Annotated in this window: 15 protein-coding genes and 2 tRNA genes; 8 read left to right on the top strand and 9 right to left on the bottom strand. The window is 69.5% G+C overall.

What is annotated here, in order from left to right; genetic code table 11:
• The first annotated feature begins 543 nt into the window (after positions 1-543).
• From ACWKZU_RS10400 to ACWKZU_RS10370, 7 genes are all read left to right on the top strand, one after another.
• On the top strand, positions 544-1,872 hold the full coding sequence (locus tag ACWKZU_RS10400; protein ID WP_449282252.1) for a quaternary amine ABC transporter ATP-binding protein: 1,329 nt from the start codon (positions 544-546) through the stop codon (positions 1,870-1,872).
• Positions 1,869-2,756 carry an ABC transporter permease gene (locus ACWKZU_RS10395; protein ID WP_449282251.1) on the top strand — a complete coding sequence of 296 codons (888 nt, stop codon included), beginning with the start codon at positions 1,869-1,871 and terminating at the stop codon, positions 2,754-2,756. Before ACWKZU_RS10400 ends, ACWKZU_RS10395 begins: the two co-directional genes overlap by 4 nt.
• Positions 2,757-2,779: 23 nt before the next feature.
• Positions 2,780-3,658, top strand: a complete 879-nt coding sequence (locus tag ACWKZU_RS10390; RefSeq protein ID WP_449282250.1) for a glycine betaine ABC transporter substrate-binding protein — start codon at positions 2,780-2,782, stop codon at positions 3,656-3,658.
• 215 nt (positions 3,659-3,873) lie between these two features.
• Positions 3,874-5,538 (top strand): ATP-binding cassette domain-containing protein, encoded by a 1,665-nt coding sequence (locus tag ACWKZU_RS10385; RefSeq protein WP_449282249.1) that lies wholly within the window; start codon positions 3,874-3,876, stop codon positions 5,536-5,538.
• A gap of 101 nt (positions 5,539-5,639) precedes the next feature.
• Positions 5,640-8,228, top strand: coding sequence for a valine--tRNA ligase (gene valS / locus ACWKZU_RS10380; RefSeq protein ID WP_449282248.1), 2,589 nt, complete (start codon positions 5,640-5,642; stop codon positions 8,226-8,228).
• A gap of 1 nt (position 8,229) precedes the next feature.
• The gene (locus ACWKZU_RS10375) at positions 8,230-8,532 is read left to right on the top strand and encodes a Fe-S oxidoreductase (RefSeq protein WP_449282247.1); all 303 of its coding nucleotides are present in this window, start codon (positions 8,230-8,232) and stop codon (positions 8,530-8,532) included.
• Positions 8,533-8,556: 24 nt separating this feature from the next.
• Entirely contained in the window at positions 8,557-9,195 is a 639-nt protein-coding gene (locus ACWKZU_RS10370; protein ID WP_449282246.1) for a hypothetical protein, read from the top strand.
• Here the strand turns inward: ACWKZU_RS10370 and ACWKZU_RS10365 are convergent.
• From ACWKZU_RS10365 to ACWKZU_RS10330, 8 genes are all read right to left on the bottom strand, one after another.
• Positions 9,192-9,554 (bottom strand): hypothetical protein, encoded by a 363-nt coding sequence (locus ACWKZU_RS10365; protein WP_449282245.1) that lies wholly within the window; start codon positions 9,552-9,554, stop codon positions 9,192-9,194. The two genes, ACWKZU_RS10370 and ACWKZU_RS10365, sit on opposite strands and share 4 nt — an antisense overlap.
• 55 nt (positions 9,555-9,609) lie before the next feature.
• Positions 9,610-9,948, bottom strand: coding sequence for a hypothetical protein (locus ACWKZU_RS10360; protein ID WP_449282244.1), 339 nt, complete (start codon positions 9,946-9,948; stop codon positions 9,610-9,612).
• Between the two features lie 320 nt (positions 9,949-10,268).
• Complete coding sequence (gene clpX / locus ACWKZU_RS10355) at positions 10,269-11,543, bottom strand: ATP-dependent Clp protease ATP-binding subunit ClpX (RefSeq protein ID WP_449282243.1); 1,275 nt, start codon at positions 11,541-11,543, stop codon at positions 10,269-10,271.
• Positions 11,544-11,660: 117 nt separating this feature from the next.
• Positions 11,661-12,299 (bottom strand): ATP-dependent Clp protease proteolytic subunit, encoded by a 639-nt coding sequence (locus ACWKZU_RS10350; protein ID WP_053384023.1) that lies wholly within the window; start codon positions 12,297-12,299, stop codon positions 11,661-11,663.
• 25 nt (positions 12,300-12,324) lie between these two features.
• Complete coding sequence (locus ACWKZU_RS10345) at positions 12,325-12,921, bottom strand: ATP-dependent Clp protease proteolytic subunit (RefSeq protein WP_449282242.1); 597 nt, start codon at positions 12,919-12,921, stop codon at positions 12,325-12,327.
• A 167-nt stretch (positions 12,922-13,088) separates the two neighbouring features.
• The gene (tig, locus tag ACWKZU_RS10340; RefSeq protein ID WP_449282241.1) at positions 13,089-14,564 is read right to left on the bottom strand and encodes a trigger factor; all 1,476 of its coding nucleotides are present in this window, start codon (positions 14,562-14,564) and stop codon (positions 13,089-13,091) included.
• A 51-nt stretch (positions 14,565-14,615) separates the two neighbouring features.
• Positions 14,616-14,693, bottom strand: a tRNA-Pro gene (locus ACWKZU_RS10335).
• 109 nt (positions 14,694-14,802) lie between these two features.
• Positions 14,803-15,372 carry a dihydrofolate reductase family protein gene (locus ACWKZU_RS10330; protein WP_449282240.1) on the bottom strand — a complete coding sequence of 190 codons (570 nt, stop codon included), beginning with the start codon at positions 15,370-15,372 and terminating at the stop codon, positions 14,803-14,805.
• Between the two features lie 266 nt (positions 15,373-15,638).
• On the opposite strand from ACWKZU_RS10330, the gene ACWKZU_RS10325 reads away from it, so the two are divergent.
• On the top strand, positions 15,639-16,271 hold the full coding sequence (locus ACWKZU_RS10325; protein ID WP_449282239.1) for a phosphoribosyltransferase: 633 nt from the start codon (positions 15,639-15,641) through the stop codon (positions 16,269-16,271).
• Positions 16,272-16,326: 55 nt separating this feature from the next.
• Here the strand turns inward: ACWKZU_RS10325 and ACWKZU_RS10320 are convergent.
• Positions 16,327-16,400 (bottom strand) — tRNA-Gly (locus ACWKZU_RS10320).
• Positions 16,401-16,558 lie beyond the last annotated feature (158 nt).

Raw genomic sequence — 16,558 nt, 5'->3', positions numbered from 1 at the left:
GGCTGTGACGGGCCGTACCCGTTCGGTTCTACTGAGCCGGGATCCGTCTCGTTGCCGAGCGGCTCCCGCCGTTCTTCCGAAGACTCCCCGGTGATGGCCGGTTCGCGGTCGTTGCGCATCAGTCTATCGCACCCGCCGAGCGGGAGGCTGAGGCCTCGGCTCTCTCGGATCGGGATTCGAATCCGGCCGAGTATAACGACCGGGTAACGATACCCCTTTTGTGAAACCCCTGGTCAGGGCAAGAGATTCGGCAGATATCGCTCGGGAAACCACTCCCCTCGCTTTGCACGTCGCTCGACGACGTTGTTAGCGTCGAAGAAGCGTTGAGCGCATATCCACCGTGTCGCTCGTCGCGCCGCTCGGAACGAAATCACTGAGATCCGGTGAGCCGGGCGCGGGTGCGACGACCGACGACCGGTACCGGCTCCGCAATACGATGTCCGGCCCGTCGGGGCCGCGGGGGACGGCCGCGCCCGCACGGGCCGCGCGGCGTCGATTCGGCATGCCCGGAACCCGCGCTCCCGACGCCAGAGGAGTTGAGAATTGAGCAGAACAACTGAACAGTCCGACGGGGATCCGACCGGGATCCCCGCCACCGGCGCGCCCGCCATCGAGGTGCGCCGCGCGTACAAGGTCTTCGGGCGTCGCCCGCGGGAGGTGGTGAAGCAGCTCAAGGCCGGCGCGTCGCGAGACGAGGTGCGGTCGCACGGCACGGCCGCGGTGATCGACGCGAGCTTCGCGGTCCGCAGCGGAGAGATCTTCGTCGTGATGGGGCTCAGCGGCTCGGGCAAGTCGACCCTGATCCGCATGCTCAACGGCTTGAACGACACCACCGACGGCTCGATCAGCGTCTTCGGCACCGAGGTCGCGGGTCTCGGCGCCGCCGAGCTGCGCGCCCTGCGCCGGGACCGCATGTCGATGGTGTTCCAGCACTTCGCGCTGCTCCCCCACCGCACGGTGCTCGACAACGTGGCCTACGGGCTCGAGATCCAGGGCGTCGCGCCCGACGAACGCCGCGAGCGGGCTCGGCACTGGCTCGAACGCGTCGGACTCGGCGGCTGGGAGGATCGGCTGCCGAGCGAGCTCTCCGGCGGCATGCAGCAGCGGGTCGGGATCGCGCGCGCCTTCGCCGCCGACACCGACGTGCTGCTCATGGACGAGGCGTTCTCCGCGCTCGACCCCCTCATCCGGCGGGAGATGCAGGAGCAGCTGATCGAGCTGCAGCAGGAGCTGCACAAGACCATCGTGTTCATCACGCACGACCTCAACGAGGCCATGTTCCTGGGCGACCGCATCGCCGTGATGCGCGACGGCCGCATCGTGCAGGTCGGCACCCCCAACGACATCCTCACCGACCCCGCCAACGACTACGTCGCCCAGTTCGTGCAGGACGTCGACCGGGCCCGGGTGCTCACCGCCGGCGACGTCATGGAACCGCCGCGCGCCGTCGTGCCGGCGTCGGCGGGCCCCCGCACCGCCCTGCGCACGATGCGCGACCTGCAGACCTCCGCGTGCTTCGTCACCACCGGTGCCCGCCGCCTGCTCGGAGTGGTGCGCGATCGCGACGTGCTGCGCCAGGTGCGCGAGGGCGGCACGGACCTCACGCAGCTGCTGCGCCCGACCCCGTCGATCGTCACACCCGACCAGTACATCTCCGAGCTCTTCGAGCTCGCCGTCGAGAGCCCGCTGCCGGTCGCCGTGGTGGACGCGCAGGATCGCCTCATCGGGGTCGTCCCCCGCGTCACACTGCTCGCCGCGCTCACGGACCTGCCCGCCGCGACCACCGAGATCCCGGTCATCGAGCCCACGCCCACGGTGCCGGCGGCCACGATCACGGCGATGCTCGCCGAGTCCGAGGAGGCGCGCGCATGAACGACTTCCGCATCCCCCTGGGGCAGTGGACCGACGTCTTCGTCGACTGGCTCACCTCCTCGTTCTCCGGCCTGTTCTCGGTGCTGCGCGCGATCCTGCGCGGCATGTACGAGGCCCTCGATCTCGTGCTCGGCGCCCCGCCGTTCTGGGCCGTCATCGTCGTCATCGCCGTGATCGCCTGGTTCGCGAAGGGCTGGAGGCTCGCCGTCGGCAGCGCCCTCGGCCTGCTCGTGATCTTCGGCGTGAACCAGTGGGAGAACGCCATGGACAGCCTCGCGCTCGTGATCCTCGCGACGCTCATCGCGCTCGCGATCGCGATCCCGCTGGGCATCCTCGCGGCCCGCAACGACACCGCCTCGAAGATCATCCGCCCGGTCCTCGACTTCCTGCAGACCATGCCCGCCTTCGTCTACCTGATCCCCGCGCTCATGCTGTTCCGCCTCGGGGTCGCCCCCGGCATCGTCGCGACCATCCTGTTCGCGCTCGCCCCGGGCGTGCGCCTCACGGAGCTCGGGATCCGCGGCGTGGATCGCGAGGTGATCGAGGCGGGCCAGGCCTTCGGCGCGAAGCCGGGCCGGATCCTGCGCCAGATCCAGCTCCCGCTCGCGATGCCGAGCATCATGGCGGGCGTCAACCAGGTCATCATGCTCTCGCTGTCGATGGTGGTCATCGCCGGCATGGTCGGGGCCGGCGGCCTCGGCGGGGACGTCGTGAAGAGCCTGCAGACGATCAACGTCGGCCTCGGTTTCGAGGCGGGCCTCTCGGTCGTGATCCTCGCCATGATCCTGGACCGCGTGACCGGCGCCTTCGGCAAGGCGCGGAGGCCGGGGACGGCGAAGCGCCCGCAGAGGACCCGGGCGAAGAGCCCGCAGAAGACCCAGTAGAGAAACACGAGGAAGGGAACACCATGAACAAGCGCTTTCTGACCGGCGCCATCGCCGCCGGAGCGGCCGCGGCCCTGGCACTGACGGGTTGCACCTCGGGCGATGCCCCCGACTCGAAGGGGACGATCGAGGTCGGCCTCTTCAACTGGGACGAGGCCATCGCCGTCAGCCACCTGTGGAAGCACGTGCTCGAGGATGAGGGGTACGAGGTCAATCTCAACGAGGCCGATCCGGGCGCCGTCTTCCTCGGGGTCGCCGAGGGCGACTACGACGTGACCTTCGACGTGTGGCTGCCGCTCACCCACCGCTCCTACCTCGAGGAGTTCGGCGACCGCATCACCGAGCTCGGGGCCTGGAACGACGAGGCGAAGCTCACCATCGCGGTGAACGAGGACGCGCCGATCGACTCGCTGGACGAGCTCGCCGACAAAGCGGACCTGTTCGGCGACCGGCTCGTCGGCATCGAGCCGGGGGCGGGCCTCACCGAGGCCACGACCGAGGCCGTGATCCCCGCCTACGGCCTCGAGGGCCTGGAGTACACGACCTCCTCGACCCCCGCCATGCTCGCCGAGCTGCAGGCGGCGACCGAGGCGGGCGAGAACGTCGCGGTCACCCTGTGGCGCCCGCACTGGGCCTACGACGCCTTCCCCATCAAGGACCTCGAGGATCCGGAGGGCACGCTGGGGGACGCCGAGAGCCTCTACAGCTACGGCAGCGCGACCTTCGCGGAGGACTTCCCCGAGGTCGCCGCGTGGCTGCAGGCGTTCACGATGGACTCGGAGCTGCTGCACTCGCTGGAGAACGAGATGTTCAACGAGAACACCGACCCCTCGAAGTACGAGGAGATCGTCGCCGAGTGGGCCGCCGAGAACCAGGAGTACGTCGCGTCGCTGACCGCCTGACGCCCGGTCCTCCGCTCCGCGCCCCACGCGAGGCCCCCGCCGACTCGGCGGGGGCCTCGCCGTCTCCCCGGCCAGGCCCCCGCGACCTGGTATCGTGAAGGCGTGCATACGCATTACTTCTACATCTGAGAACGGCCCTCGACCCGAGACCCGTTCAACGCACCGCTGCCGTGCGGCGATCCGCCGCACCCGGTGCCAGATGCAGAGAGAACGTCATGCACCACTCGTCCTCGCGACACCCGCGCGCCCAGATCACCGCGCGCGACCTGACCATCGAACGGGGCGGTCGCCCCGTGATCCGCGACCTGAACCTGACCGTGCGCGAGGGATCGCGCATCGCCGTCGTGGGCGAGAACGGACGCGGCAAGTCCACGCTGCTCGCCGCGCTCGCCGGCCTCCTCGGACCCTCGGCCGGGGCCCTGACCCGGCACGGCCGGATCGAGGTCGCCGAGCAGGAGATGCCCGCCGACGACGAGCGCACGGTCGGCGAGGCCGTCGCCTTCGCCATCCGGGACTCGCTCGACGCGCTGGCGGCGCTCGACGCCGCCGCCATCGCGCTGGCGGCCGGCGGAGGCGCCGCGCAGGCCGCACAGGCCGAGCACGCCTACGCGACCGTGCTCGACGTCGCCACCCGCCTCGACGCGTGGGACGCAGAGCGCCGCATCACCGTCGCCCTCGAGGCGCTCGACGCCGAGACCGATCGTGCCCGGCCGCTGCGCGAGCTCTCCGTCGGCCAGCGCTACCGCGTGCGCCTCGCCTGCCTGCTCGGGGGCGACGCCGAGCTGCTGCTGCTCGACGAGCCGACCAATCACCTCGACGCGGCGGCCCTCGACTTCCTCACCGCCGGACTGCGCGGCCGTCCCGGCGGCTTCGCCCTGGTGAGCCACGACCGCGGACTGCTGCGGGACATCGCCGAGACCTTCGTCGACCTCGACCCGAGCATCGACGGCTCGCCGCGCGTGCACGGCGGCGGGTACGACGGCTGGGTCTCGGGCAAGCGCGCCGATCGGGCGCGCTGGGAGCAGGCCTTCGCCGAGCAGCGCGACACGGAGGCCCGCCTGCGCGACGATCTCCTCGCGCAGCAGCAGCGACTGGTGAGCGGCTGGAGGCCTCCCAAGGGTACGGGGAAGCACCAGCGGGCGACCCGGGCCCCGAGCGCGGTGCAGAGCGTGAAGCGCCGCCAGGCCGACCTCGAGGCGCACGCCCTCGAGGTGCCGGAGCCGCCGCTGCGGCTCGCGGCGCCCGAGTACCGGGTCGCGCTGCGGGGCGTGCTGCTCGCGGCGGAGCGCGTCTCGCTCGCACCTCGGCTGATCATCTCCGTCGGCTGCGCGCTCGGAGCGGGCGATCGCCTGCTGGTGCGGGGCCCGAACGGCGCGGGCAAGTCCACGCTGCTGGGCGTCCTCTCGGGCGCGCTGGAGCCGTCCGCGGGCCGTGTGCTGCGCCGGGACGGGGCGCGGATCGCGGCGCTCGCCCAGGAGTCGGGCTTCCGGGATTCCGGGTCCGCCACCGCCGCGGGCCTCTATCGCAGGCGGGCCGACCGGCTCGTCGCGCGCGGCGAGCTGCGGGAGTCGCGCATCGCCCCGCTCTCCTCGCTCGGCCTGCTCGACGCCGCGGAGCGCGCGAGACCGGTGCGGGAGCTCTCGATCGGACAGCAGCGGAGGCTGGATCTCGCTCTCGCGCTGCTCGCGCAGCCGGACGTGCTCATCCTCGACGAGCCCACCAACCACCTCTCGATCCCCCTGATCGACGAGCTCACGGAGGCGCTCGTCCACTCGCCCGCCGCGGTCGTCGTGTCCACGCACGACCGCGGCATGCTGCGCGATCTCGCGGGCTGGGAAACGGTCGTGCTGCCGGAGGGGGCGGAGCGGGAAGGACGATAGACTGGGCGGGTTGACCATCAGGCACCAGAACCCCGCGGGCTCGGCAGAGTCCCGCAGGCTCGACCACGCGGTGCCGCCCATAGCGAAAACGGAGTCCCACCATGAGCGCGATCCCCGACAAGCCGGCCCTCGAGGGTCTCGAAGCGAAGTGGGGAGCGATCTGGGAGGAGACGGGCACCTACGCCTTCCCGCGTGAGGGCGCGACGGCCGACGAGGTCTACAGCATCGACACCCCGCCACCCACGGCCTCGGGATCGCTGCACGTGGGCCACGTCTTCTCCTACACGCACACCGACACCGTGGCCCGCTATCAGCGCATGCGGGGCAAGCGGGTCTTCTACCCCATGGGCTGGGACGACAACGGGCTGCCCACCGAGCGCCGCGTGCAGAACTACTACGGTGTGCGCTGCGATCCCTCGCTCCCCTACGTCGACGGCTTCGTGCCCCCGCACGAGGGCGGTGACGGCAAGAGCATCAAGGCCGCGGACCAGCAGCCCATCTCGCGCCGCAACTTCATCGAGCTGTGCGAGCGCCTGACGGTCGAGGACGAGAAGCAGTTCGAGGATCTGTGGCGCACGCTGGGACTCTCGGTCGACTGGAAGCAGACCTACCGCACGATCGGCGAGGAGTCGCTGCGCGCCTCGCAGCTCGCGTTCATCCGCAACGTCGAGCGCGGCGAGGCGTACCAGGCGCAGGCCCCCACGCTGTGGGACGTGACCTTCCGCACCGCGGTGGCCCAGGCCGAGCTCGAGGACCGCGAGCAGCCCAGCGCATATCACACCCTCGCCTTCCACAAGAGCGACGGCTCGGGCGACATCCTCATCGACACCACCCGCCCCGAACTGCTCGCGGCGTGCGTGGCGCTCGTCGCGCATCCGGACGACGAGCGCTACCGGCCGCTCTTCGGCACCACCGTGCGCACCCCCCTCTTCGACGTGGAGGTGCCGATCGTGGCCCACCACCTCGCGCAGCAGGACAAGGGCACCGGCATCGCGATGATCTGCACCTTCGGCGACGTCACCGACGTGATCTGGTGGCGCGAGCTCGACCTCCCCAACCGCGCGATCCTCGGCTTCGACGGTCGCGTCATCGCCGAGTCCCCCGAGGCGATCGTCTCCGAGCGGGGCCGCGACGCGTACGCGCAGATCGCCGGCAAGACGGTGTTCAGCGCGAAGCAGACCGTGGTCGAGGCTCTGCAGGCCTCGGGCGAGCTCGTGGGCGAGATCCGCAAGATCAGTCACCCCGTGAAGTTCTTCGAGAAGGGCGACAAGCCGCTCGAGATCGTCTCGACCCGTCAGTGGTACATCACGAACGGCGCACGGGATGAGGAGCTGCGCGAGCGCCTCCTCGCGCACGGTCGCGAGCTCGACTGGCATCCCGACTTCATGCGGGTGCGCTACGAGAACTGGGTCGAGGGGCTCTCGGGCGACTGGCTCATCTCGCGCCAGCGCTTCTTCGGCGTGCCGATCCCCGTCTGGTATCCGCTCGACGCCGAGGGCAACCCGGTGTTCGACCGGCCGATCCTCCCCGCCGAGGACCAGCTGCCCGTCGACCCGTCGAGCGACGTGCCCGCGGGCTACGTCGAGGATCAGCGCGGCGTGCCCGGCGGCTTCCAGGGCGAGGTCGACGTGATGGACACCTGGGCCACCTCGTCGCTCACCCCCCAGCTCGCGGGCGGCTGGGAGCGCGATCCCGAGCTCTTCGATCTGGTCTACCCGTACAGCCTGCGCCCGCAGGGGCAGGACATCATCCGCACCTGGCTGTTCTCGACGCTGCTGCGCTCCGAGCTCGAGTCCGGTCGACTGCCGTGGCGGAATGCGGGCATCTCGGGCTGGATCCTCGACCCCGACCGGAAGAAGATGTCGAAGTCGAAGGGCAACGTCGTCACCCCCGCGGGCCTCCTCGCGCAGCACGGCTCCGATGCGGTGCGCTACTGGGCTGCCTCCGCCAAGCTCGGCACCGACGCGGCCTTCGACCCGCAGAACCCGACGCAGATCAAGATCGGCCGGCGCCTGGCCATCAAGCTGCTCAACGCCGCCAAGTTCACGCTGTCGTTCGACGCCTCGGGCGCCGGCGCCGTGACCGAGGCGCTCGACCGCTCGATGCTCGCCTCGCTCGCGCAGGTGATCGAGGACGCCACGCGCGCCTTCGACGCCTACGACCACCAGCGTGCACTCGAGATCACCGAGTCGTTCTTCTGGACCTTCTGCGACGACTACCTGGAGCTCGTGAAGGAGCGCGCGCACAATGCCGCGGGGCAGCCGCAGGCCTCCGCCGTGACGGCCCTGCGCACCGCGCTCTCGGCCTTCGTGCGGCTGCTCGCGCCGTTCCTGCCCTACGCGACCGAAGAGGTGTGGTCGTGGTTCGGCGAAGGCTCGGTGCACCGCGCCGCGTGGCCGGTGGCCGCCGAGGCGGCGGATCTCGCCGGCGCCGAGGCCGACGCGGGCCTGCTGGGTCTCGTCGGCGGCGCCCTCATCGGCGTGCGCGGCGCGAAGACGGCCGCCAAGGCGTCGCAGCGCACCCCGGTCGAGCTGGCCGTGGTGCACGCGCCCGCCGCGGTGCGCGACCGGATCGCCCTGGCGGCCGACGACCTCGCGGCCGTGGGCCGCATCGCCGAACTGCGCATCGAGGCCGCCGACGTCGACGCGGTGACCGTCGCCGAGATCCGTCTCGAGCAGACGGAGGCCTGAGATGCAGCTGGGGGCGCGCTGGGCGGCGGGGACTCCCCCGCACCGCGGCGTGCCCCCGGAGCTGCACCCGGCGATCGCCGCGCAGGAGGCCGCTCACCCGGAGGCGGACTCCTGGACGCTCACCTGGCTGGAGGGCCGGCCGCGCTGCCTGCTCGGCGGAGCGGGTCTCGAGCCCGTCGCGCTCGTGACCGCGGACGGGACGGGTAGTGTGGTGGTCGAGGCCATCCCGGCGGACGGGGATCCCGGTACCGGAGATCCCGCTACCGACGAGGACGATACCGATGAGGACGACTGGCTGAGCTGACCGCGGCGATTCGAAGGGGACGATATGGCGCACGGGATCCGATTCGGCGAGCGAGCCGCGCAGCGGGCGGCCATCGGCGCGGCACTGCTGCTGGGATGCGCGCTCGGCGCGACCGGGTGCGCGCCCGAGACCGATGGCGGGGGCGACGCGACTCCGACCCCGACGTCCCAGAACGGCTCCTCCACGGCGGCCGGCGCCGATTCGGCGAGCTCGGCGGGCGCCGACGGAACCGGGAGCAGCGAGAGCGGTGCGGGCGCTTCGGCCTCGGGCGAGGGGAAGCCGCGCGCGGCGAGCGACGCGACGGGTGAGGACAGCTGGCCGGAGCGGGAGCCGGAGGGCGGCACTCCCAAGCACACCGAGATCCCGTCGTCGTTCCCGAGCGGGGACTTCGTCATCGGCTCGGGAGCCGTGATCGACGACGTCGGCGAGCGGGCCTCGGGCGGCTGGTTCCTCGTGCTGCGCGCCGCCGACGCGCGCGAGGCCGATACCCGGTGGCAGACCGTGATCAGCTCGAACGGCTTCAGCGTCGCGGACTCGGCCGCCACCCCCGAGGGCGGGGTGTCGGCGACGCTGAGCAATCAGCGCCTCGTGGTCGACGCGCTGACGCTGCCGCAGTCCGACGGCAGCGTGCTGCTCAGCTACGACATCGAGCGGACGGGCTAGCTGTCCTTCTTCCCTGCGATTGCCTCTAGATCATAGTCCGTGCCGTTGACCGCTGTTTCCCAGAAGTCGTAGCTCACCGAGACATGGGGCGCCACTTCTTCCTGCAATGCGCTGAATATCTCCGACCCCGACACGTACTGCTGGCGGCATCTCTCAACACCCGACCATCCCTGCTCCGGGTCGTACTGAGTCTGAAAGACATCGTTCCAGGCGTTGATTCGCTGAAGAAGTTCTCCTGTGACTAGCCGCTCATCGAAATCTACGACGTCGCCATCGCTGTCATAGCACCACAGCGGGAAAGCTCCGTAGTCGGATGCGAAGGTGATGGCGGCAGTGCGCTCTGCGGGTGAGTCGCTCATCGGCCACAACTCCCCGGGTACGCAGTAATGATTGTCTTGTGGTTCTTGGAAAGCACTACGGCAGCCTTCCAGGTGCGCTGATCCACCACTTTCCCTTCTTGATGTACTTCTGCGTGACCGTCGACTGATAGCAACGCTTGCTGTCCTTCTGCGTGTAGACGCTCAGAGGGGCCCTCAGGATGGCCTTCACAGAACTCTTCATGAACAGATCCCAGTTGGCCTCAGTCTCGTTCTTCTTCCAGTTGAGTTTCTTGAACCAGTCCTTCTTGTGACGGTAGTTGATGTGACGATAGCCTGACCCCTTACTCGTACCGCAAAGAAGCTTCACGTTGCCGCTGAATGCGCCATGGTCCTTGACCTTATAGGTCGCAAGTTTCCATTTCGAGTTCCCCATACCATGCACTGCATATGGCTTTCGGTGCTGAGATAAGGTACAACGAGCGAGGGAGCTCCGGCCTGCTTCCGAGAGACGTCAATAGTCTCGCTCCCGATCACAGTCACCACATGAGCGTCCCCGGAAGGCCATATTTGGGGAGCGAGAGTTTGCGAGGTGCTCGCTGGCAGAAATGAGAATACTGAAACAAGCGAGATGACTAAAAAAGATGTGAACTTCACAGGTTCTGCTTAACCCATGTAAATCCCACCCCTGAAAAGCTTATCTCCTTTCGCCACCTCGAGCAAAGATTGGTGCGCGGGCTCATCCGCCCGAGCCCGTCAGGCGCTCTCGCGCTCCCCGCGACGCGACTCGAGCACGAGCGGGGCCGACTCCCCCAGCACCGACTCGCGGGTGACCACGACCTTCGCGACGTCACCGGCCGAGGGCACCTCGAACATGACGGGGCCGAGCAGGTTCTCGAGGATCGCGCGCAGGCCGCGGGCGCCCGTCTTCCGTGCCACCGCCTGCTCCGCGATCGCCTCGAGCGCCGCCGCCTCGAACTCGAGGCCGACGCCGTCGAGCTCGAACATGCGCTGGTACTGCTTGACGAGCGCGTTGCGCGGCTCGGTGAGGATGCGCGTCAGCGCTTCGACGTCGAGGGGGTCGACCGTCGCGACCACCGGGAGCCGGCCGATGAACTCGGGGATGAGACCGAACTTGTGCAGATCCTCGGGCTGCACCGCGGCGAACAGCTCCTCGTCGTTGCGCTTGCTCGCGACCGGCGAGCCGAAGCCGATCCCGCCCTTGCCCAGGCGGGATCCGATGATCTCCTCGAGGCCCGCGAATGCGCCGGCGACGATGAAGAGGATGTTGGTGGTGTCGAGCTGGATGAACTCCTGGTTCGGGTGCTTCCGGCCGCCCTGGGGCGGGATCGACGCCACGGTGCCCTCGAGGATCTTGAGCAGCGCCTGCTGCACGCCCTCGCCCGAGACATCGCGGGTGATCGAGGGGTTCTCGGCCTTCCGGGAGATCTTGTCGATCTCGTCGATGTAGATGATGCCGGTCTCGGCGCGCTGCACATCGAAGTCGGCGGCCTGCAGCAGCTTGAGCAGGATGTTCTCGACGTCCTCGCCCACGTAGCCGGCCTCGGTGAGGGCCGTGGCGTCGGCGACCGCGAAGGGCACGCCGAGCTGACGGGCGAGGGACTGCGCCAGATAGGTCTTGCCGCAACCGGTGGGACCGATGAGCAGGATGTTGGACTTGGCGATCTCCACCTGCTCCGACGCGACATCGGCGCTGGTGAGGACGGATGCGGCCCGCACCCGCTTGTAGTGGTTGTACACGGCGACCGCGAGCGACTGCTTGGCTCGATCCTGACCGATCACGTACTGGTCGAGGAAATCGGCGATCTCGCGAGGCTTGTGCAGGGTGAAGTCCGATGACTCGCTGGTCTGATGCTCGGACAGGCGCTCCTCGATGATCTCGTTGCAGAGCGCCACGCACTCGTCGCAGATGTAGATCTGAGGGCCGGCGATGAGCTGCTGCACCTGCTTCTGCGACTTGCCGCAGAAGGAGCACTTGAGCAGCTCGCTGCTTTCGCCGATCTTCGCCATGCGGAGGCTCCTTCACACTCGTACGGAATACGACTCTCTACGAGACTAGCGGGCGCCACTGACAATCACCGGCGGCACGCCGCGGGCCCCGACGGCGTACCGTCGGGGCCCGATGCGCTACTGCGGCAGCACCGGCTGGGGGTTCTTGCGGCTGGTCAGCACCTGGTCGACGAGACCGTACTCGAGGGCCTCCTGCGCGCTGAGGATCTTGTCGCGATCGATGTCGCGGTTGACCTCCTCGACCGTGCGCTTGGAGTGCTTCGAGAGCGTCTCCTCGAGCCACTCGCGCATGCGCAGGATCTCGCGGGCCTGGATCTCGATGTCGGACGCCTGCCCGTGCCCGGCCTGCCCCGTGGAGGGCTGGTGGATCAGCACGCGCGCGTTCGGCAGCGCGAGGCGCTTGCCCGGGGTGCCGCCGGCCAGCAGCACGGCAGCGGCGGACGCCGCCTGCCCGAGGCACACCGTCTGCACGTGCGGGCGGATGTACTGCATCGTGTCGTAGATCGCCGTCATCGCGGTGAACGAGCCGCCCGGCGAATTGATGTACATGGTGATGTCGCGCTCGGGATCCTGGCTCTCGAGCACCAGCAGCTGGGCCATCACGTCGTCGGCCGAGGCGTCGTCCACCTGCACGCCGAGGAAGATGATGCGATCCTCGAAGAGCTTGGCGTAGGGATCCTGGCGCTTGTAGCCGTACGCGGTGCGCTCCTCGAAGGAGGGCAGCACGTAACGGGCGCTGGGCATTGCAATGTTCATCGGAACTCGATCCACTCTCTCTCGCCTACTTGCTCGTACCGCCGCCGCCGACCACGTCGCTCGCGGAGTCGCGGATGAAGTCGACGAATCCGTACTCGAGCGCCTCCTCGGCCGAGAACCACCGGTCGCGGTCGCCGTCCTCGTTGATCTGCTCGACCGTCTTGCCGGTCTGCGCCGCCGTGATCTCGGCGAGGCGGTTCTTCATCGAGACGATGAGCTCGGCCTGCGTCTGGATGTCGCTCGCGGTGCCGCCGAAGCCGCCGTGCGGCTGGTGCAGCAGCACGCGGGCGTTCGGGGTGATGTAGCGCTTGCCCCGGGTGCCGGCGGTGAGCAGGAACTGCCCCATCGACGCCGCCATGCCGATGCCCACCGTGACGATGTCGTTGGGCACGAACGACATGGTGTCGTAGATGGCCATGCCCGCGGTGATCGAGCCGCCGGGCGAGTTGATGTAGAGGTAGATATCGGCCTCGGGATCCTCGGCTGCGAGCAGCAGGATCTTCGCGCAGATCTCGTTCGCGTTCTCGTCGCGCACCTCGGAACCGAGCCAGATGATCCGGTCCTTCAGCAGGCGATCGAACACGCTGTTCGGTGGCGTCTGTTCTGCCATTCGGCGCTCCATTCGTTGTTGCTTGATTCGAGGGTATCGACTCGCCGGTCCCGAAACCGCCGTGTTCGCCCACGGCGTTGCAGCGGAGCGGGGCGCGGACAGCAGGATCCCCCCGGCCCGATCGACTCGGGGCGGGGGGATCCTCGCGGGAGACGCCGCGCGTGCCTGCGGCGGCGCGACTACTCGGCGGACCGGGCCTCGGCCTCGGCCTTCTTGGCGGCGCGGGTCGCGGCGGCCTTCTTCGCGGCGGCGGAGCGGGCGGCCTTCTTCGCGGCCTCGGCATCCTCGGCGGACGTCTCGGCTGCCTCTGCGGCCTCGGCCTCCTCGACGATCTCCTCGGCCTCCTCGACGACCTCGGCCTCCGCCTCGTCCTCGCTGTCGACCGCGGTGAACTCGCTCAGGTCGACCGAGTTGCCGTCCTGGTCCACCACCTCGGCCTTGGCGAGCGCGATCGCGAGCGCCTTGTTGCGGGTGACCTCACCCAGGATGACGCCCATCTGGTTGCCCTGGCTGATCGCCTGGAGGAACTGCGTGGGCTCCATGCCGTACTGCTGGGCCGACTGGAAGATGTACTGCGAGAGCTCGTTCTGGGTCGGGGTCACGCCCTCGGCCTCGACGATCGCGTCGAGGAGCAGCTGCAGCTGGATCTGCTGCTCGGCCGACTTGCGCACCTCGGCGCGGTGCTCGTCGTCCTCGAGGCGCCCCTCGCCCTCGAGGTGCCGGTGCACCTCGTCCTCGACGAGCTCCTCCGAGACGGGAATGCCGGCCTGCTCGATGAGGGTCTCGGTGAAGAGATCCCGGGCCTGCTGGCCCTGGGCGAAGACCGAGGCGCGGGCGACCTGATCCTTGAGGCTGTCGCGCAGCTCCGCGATGGTGTCGAACTCGCTGGCCAGCTGGGCGAACTCGTCGTCCGCCTCGGGCAGCTCGCGCTCCTTGACCGCGGTGAGGGTGACCTCGACCTCCGCGTCCTGACCCTCGTGCTCGCCGCCGAGCAGCTGCGAGGTGAAGGTGGTCGACTCACCGGCGGTGAGGGTCTCGATCGCCTCGTCGGTGCCCTCGAGCAGGTTGCCCGCGCCGATCTCGTAGGAGACGCCGCTGGCCTGATCCACCTCGTTGCCATCGATCTTGGCGACGAGGTCGAGCTCGACGAAGTCGCCGTGCTTGGCGGGGCGCTCGACGGTCACCAGGGTGCCGAAGCGCTCGCGCAGCTTGGTGAGCTCGGCCTCGACCGCGTCCTCGTCGATCTGCACGTTGTCGACGGTGAGCTTGAGCCCGTCGTACTTGGGCAGCTCGAACTCGGGGCGCACCTCGACCTCGAAGGCCAGCACGAGGGCGCTCTTCGGATCCTTGGCGTCGGGCCACTGCTCGACATCGGCGGTCGGGCGGCCCATCGGGCGCTCCTCGGCCTCTTCGAGCGCCGACTGGTAGAAGTCGTCGAGCGAGGCGTTGACCGCCTCCTGGATGACGGCCTCGCGGCCGATCCTCTGGTCGATGATCGGGGCCGGGACCTTGCCCTTGCGGAAGCCGGGGATCGAGACCTGATCGGCGATCGTCTGGTACGCCTGCTTGAGGTAGGGCTCCAGTTCGTCGAGCGTGACCTCGACGCTCAGCTTGGCGCGGGTCGGAGTGAGCTTCTCAGCGGTCGTCTTGGGCAATTTGGCCTCTCATCGTCGGAGTGTCGTGCTGCGTATCGGACCGGATGGCCCTGGTCGGGGCGACAGGATTCGAACCTGCGACCTCCCGCTCCCAAAGCGGGCGCTCTAGCCAAGCTGAGCTACGCCCCGGAACCCGCAGGTTTCGCAGTCGGCGCGCGCGGAAGCGCGCAACCCGAGCAAGTCTAGCCGAAACTCCCCGGAAAGATGCACCCGCGCGGCGCCCCTCCCCGGGCACGGCTCAGCCCGGGCGGCCCCCGACGCGGTAGCGGAGGAAGGCGGTTCCGCCGCCGAAGGCGCGCTGCTCGAGCAGCTCGAGCTCGGCTCGGAGTCCGTCGGGGAAGAACCGCAGGCCGCCGCCCACGATCACCGGCGCCATCAGCAGATGGATCTCGTCGACCAGCCCGGCGCGCAGGGCCTGGGAGGCCAGGGTCGGGCCGTCCACGGTGAGATCGTGATCGAGGTCGCGCTTCAGGGCGAGTATCTCGTCCGGATCGAACGCGCGCCGGATCGTCGTGCGTGCGCTCCGCGGGCGATCCAGCGTCGTCGAGAAGACGATCTTGTCGCGTTCGCGCCACTCGCGGGCGTAGTCGGCGATGAACTCCGGCTGCCCGGGCTCCGCGTCGGCGGTCTCCCAGTAGACCATGGTCTCGTACATCCGTCGGCCGTAGAGATAGGTGCCGACCGATTCTCCGAGCTCGGCCGCGAAGCGGTGCAGCTCCTCGTCCACGGCGCCCCAGCTGAAGTCGCCCTCCGCGTCGACGGCGTAGCCGTCCGCGGACAGCAGCATGGAGTAGATCAACGATCCCATCGTCGTCCTCCGATCCCGGTCCCGTGCATGGAGTTCCGGCCTCGATGATCCCACGGGGCGCGGCCGGGCGGAAGCGCATGGCGGAAGCAGAGCGCGAAGCGCGTGGCGGAAGCAGAATACGGAAGCAGAGCGCGAGAGCGCGGCCCGGACGCAGCGCCCGGAAGCGGATCGGATCCGAGCGCGCGGACTGAGGCGGGTGGAGACGGGCGCCGCACCCCTTGACGAGGCGCCCCCGGGCGGCTAGACCGGGAAGGAGAGGCGGAAGAATGATGCGGAGCTTTCAGAACAGAGTCGAGGCGGGCCGGCTGCTGGGCGAGCGCCTGGCGGGCGCGCCTCCGTTCGACCGGCCCGTGGTGCTCGGACTCCCCCGCGGCGGCGTTCCCGTGGCCTCGCAGGTCGCGCGCGCCATCGGCGCGCCGCTCGACGTGCTGGTGGTGCGCAAGCTCGGGGTGCCCGGGCACGAGGAGGTGGCGATGGGCGCCGTCGGGGAGGGCGACGCCATCGTGCTGAACCGGGACGTCATCGCGTCGGCCCGCATTCCCGAACGGGAGCTGCGCCGCAGCGAGGCGAGGGAGCGCGCCGAGGTCGCGCAGCGCGTCGCGCGGTTCCGGGCGGGACGCCCGCCGGTGGCGCTCGCCGGGCGCACGGCGATCGTCGTCGACGACGGGATGGCGACCGGCGCGACCGCCGCCGTGGGGTGCCGGATCGCCCGGGCCGGCGGCGCGGAGCGGGTGGTCCTGGCGGTTCCCGTCGCGGCGCCGGACGTGCTGGCCGCGTTCGAGGCGGCCGACGAGGTCGTCTGCCTCGCGGCGCCACCCGGCTTCATGGCCGTCGGCCAGTTCTACGACGACTTCACCCAGGTGCAAGACGACGAGGTCGCGCGCCTGCTCGCAGAGTAGAGCCGGATGCCCCGGAACGAGAACAGGCCCCGGGCGAAGCCGGGGCCTGTCGAAGTGGAGGGGCTGACGGGAATCGAACCCGCGTAACCAGTTTGGAAGACTGGGGCTCTACCATTGAGCTACAGCCCCGCGCTGCGAACAGCTCGGGTGTGCCGTGGCACCTCACCGATCATAGTGCATGAGCGGCGCCCGTTCGCACATCGGCGGTTCAGCCGCGCGTCGCGTCCCGGTGGTGCCGCGTGTACTCGAGGTAGATCTCGGAGTTGTGTCGCACGGCTTCGCGATCC

It is taken from the genome of Leucobacter sp., from assembly GCF_053528595.1.
Note: the sequence above shows the minus strand (reverse complement) of the source record. Positions and strands in the feature narration are given on the sequence as shown.

Excerpts from the sequence above, each read along its gene's own strand:
- ACWKZU_RS10365 (WP_449282245.1), bottom strand. The coding sequence starts at position 9,554 with ATGAGCGACTCACCCGCAGAGCGCACTGCCGCCATCACCTTCGCATCC.
- ACWKZU_RS10370 (WP_449282246.1), top strand. The coding sequence starts at position 8,557 with ATGGCGCACGGGATCCGATTCGGCGAGCGAGCCGCGCAGCGGGCGGCC.
- ACWKZU_RS10350 (WP_053384023.1), bottom strand. The coding sequence starts at position 12,299 with ATGAACATTGCAATGCCCAGCGCCCGTTACGTGCTGCCCTCCTTCGAG.
- ACWKZU_RS10375 (WP_449282247.1), top strand. The coding sequence starts at position 8,230 with ATGCAGCTGGGGGCGCGCTGGGCGGCGGGGACTCCCCCGCACCGCGGC.
- clpX (WP_449282243.1), bottom strand. The coding sequence starts at position 11,543 with ATGGCGAAGATCGGCGAAAGCAGCGAGCTGCTCAAGTGCTCCTTCTGC.
- ACWKZU_RS10390 (WP_449282250.1), top strand. The coding sequence starts at position 2,780 with ATGAACAAGCGCTTTCTGACCGGCGCCATCGCCGCCGGAGCGGCCGCG.
- ACWKZU_RS10385 (WP_449282249.1), top strand. The coding sequence starts at position 3,874 with ATGCACCACTCGTCCTCGCGACACCCGCGCGCCCAGATCACCGCGCGC.
- ACWKZU_RS10330 (WP_449282240.1), bottom strand. The coding sequence starts at position 15,372 with ATGGGATCGTTGATCTACTCCATGCTGCTGTCCGCGGACGGCTACGCC.
- ACWKZU_RS10325 (WP_449282239.1), top strand. The coding sequence starts at position 15,639 with ATGATGCGGAGCTTTCAGAACAGAGTCGAGGCGGGCCGGCTGCTGGGC.
- ACWKZU_RS10360 (WP_449282244.1), bottom strand. The coding sequence starts at position 9,948 with ATGGGGAACTCGAAATGGAAACTTGCGACCTATAAGGTCAAGGACCAT.
- ACWKZU_RS10345 (WP_449282242.1), bottom strand. The coding sequence starts at position 12,921 with ATGGAGCGCCGAATGGCAGAACAGACGCCACCGAACAGCGTGTTCGAT.
- valS (WP_449282248.1), top strand. The coding sequence starts at position 5,640 with ATGAGCGCGATCCCCGACAAGCCGGCCCTCGAGGGTCTCGAAGCGAAG.
- ACWKZU_RS10395 (WP_449282251.1), top strand. The coding sequence starts at position 1,869 with ATGAACGACTTCCGCATCCCCCTGGGGCAGTGGACCGACGTCTTCGTC.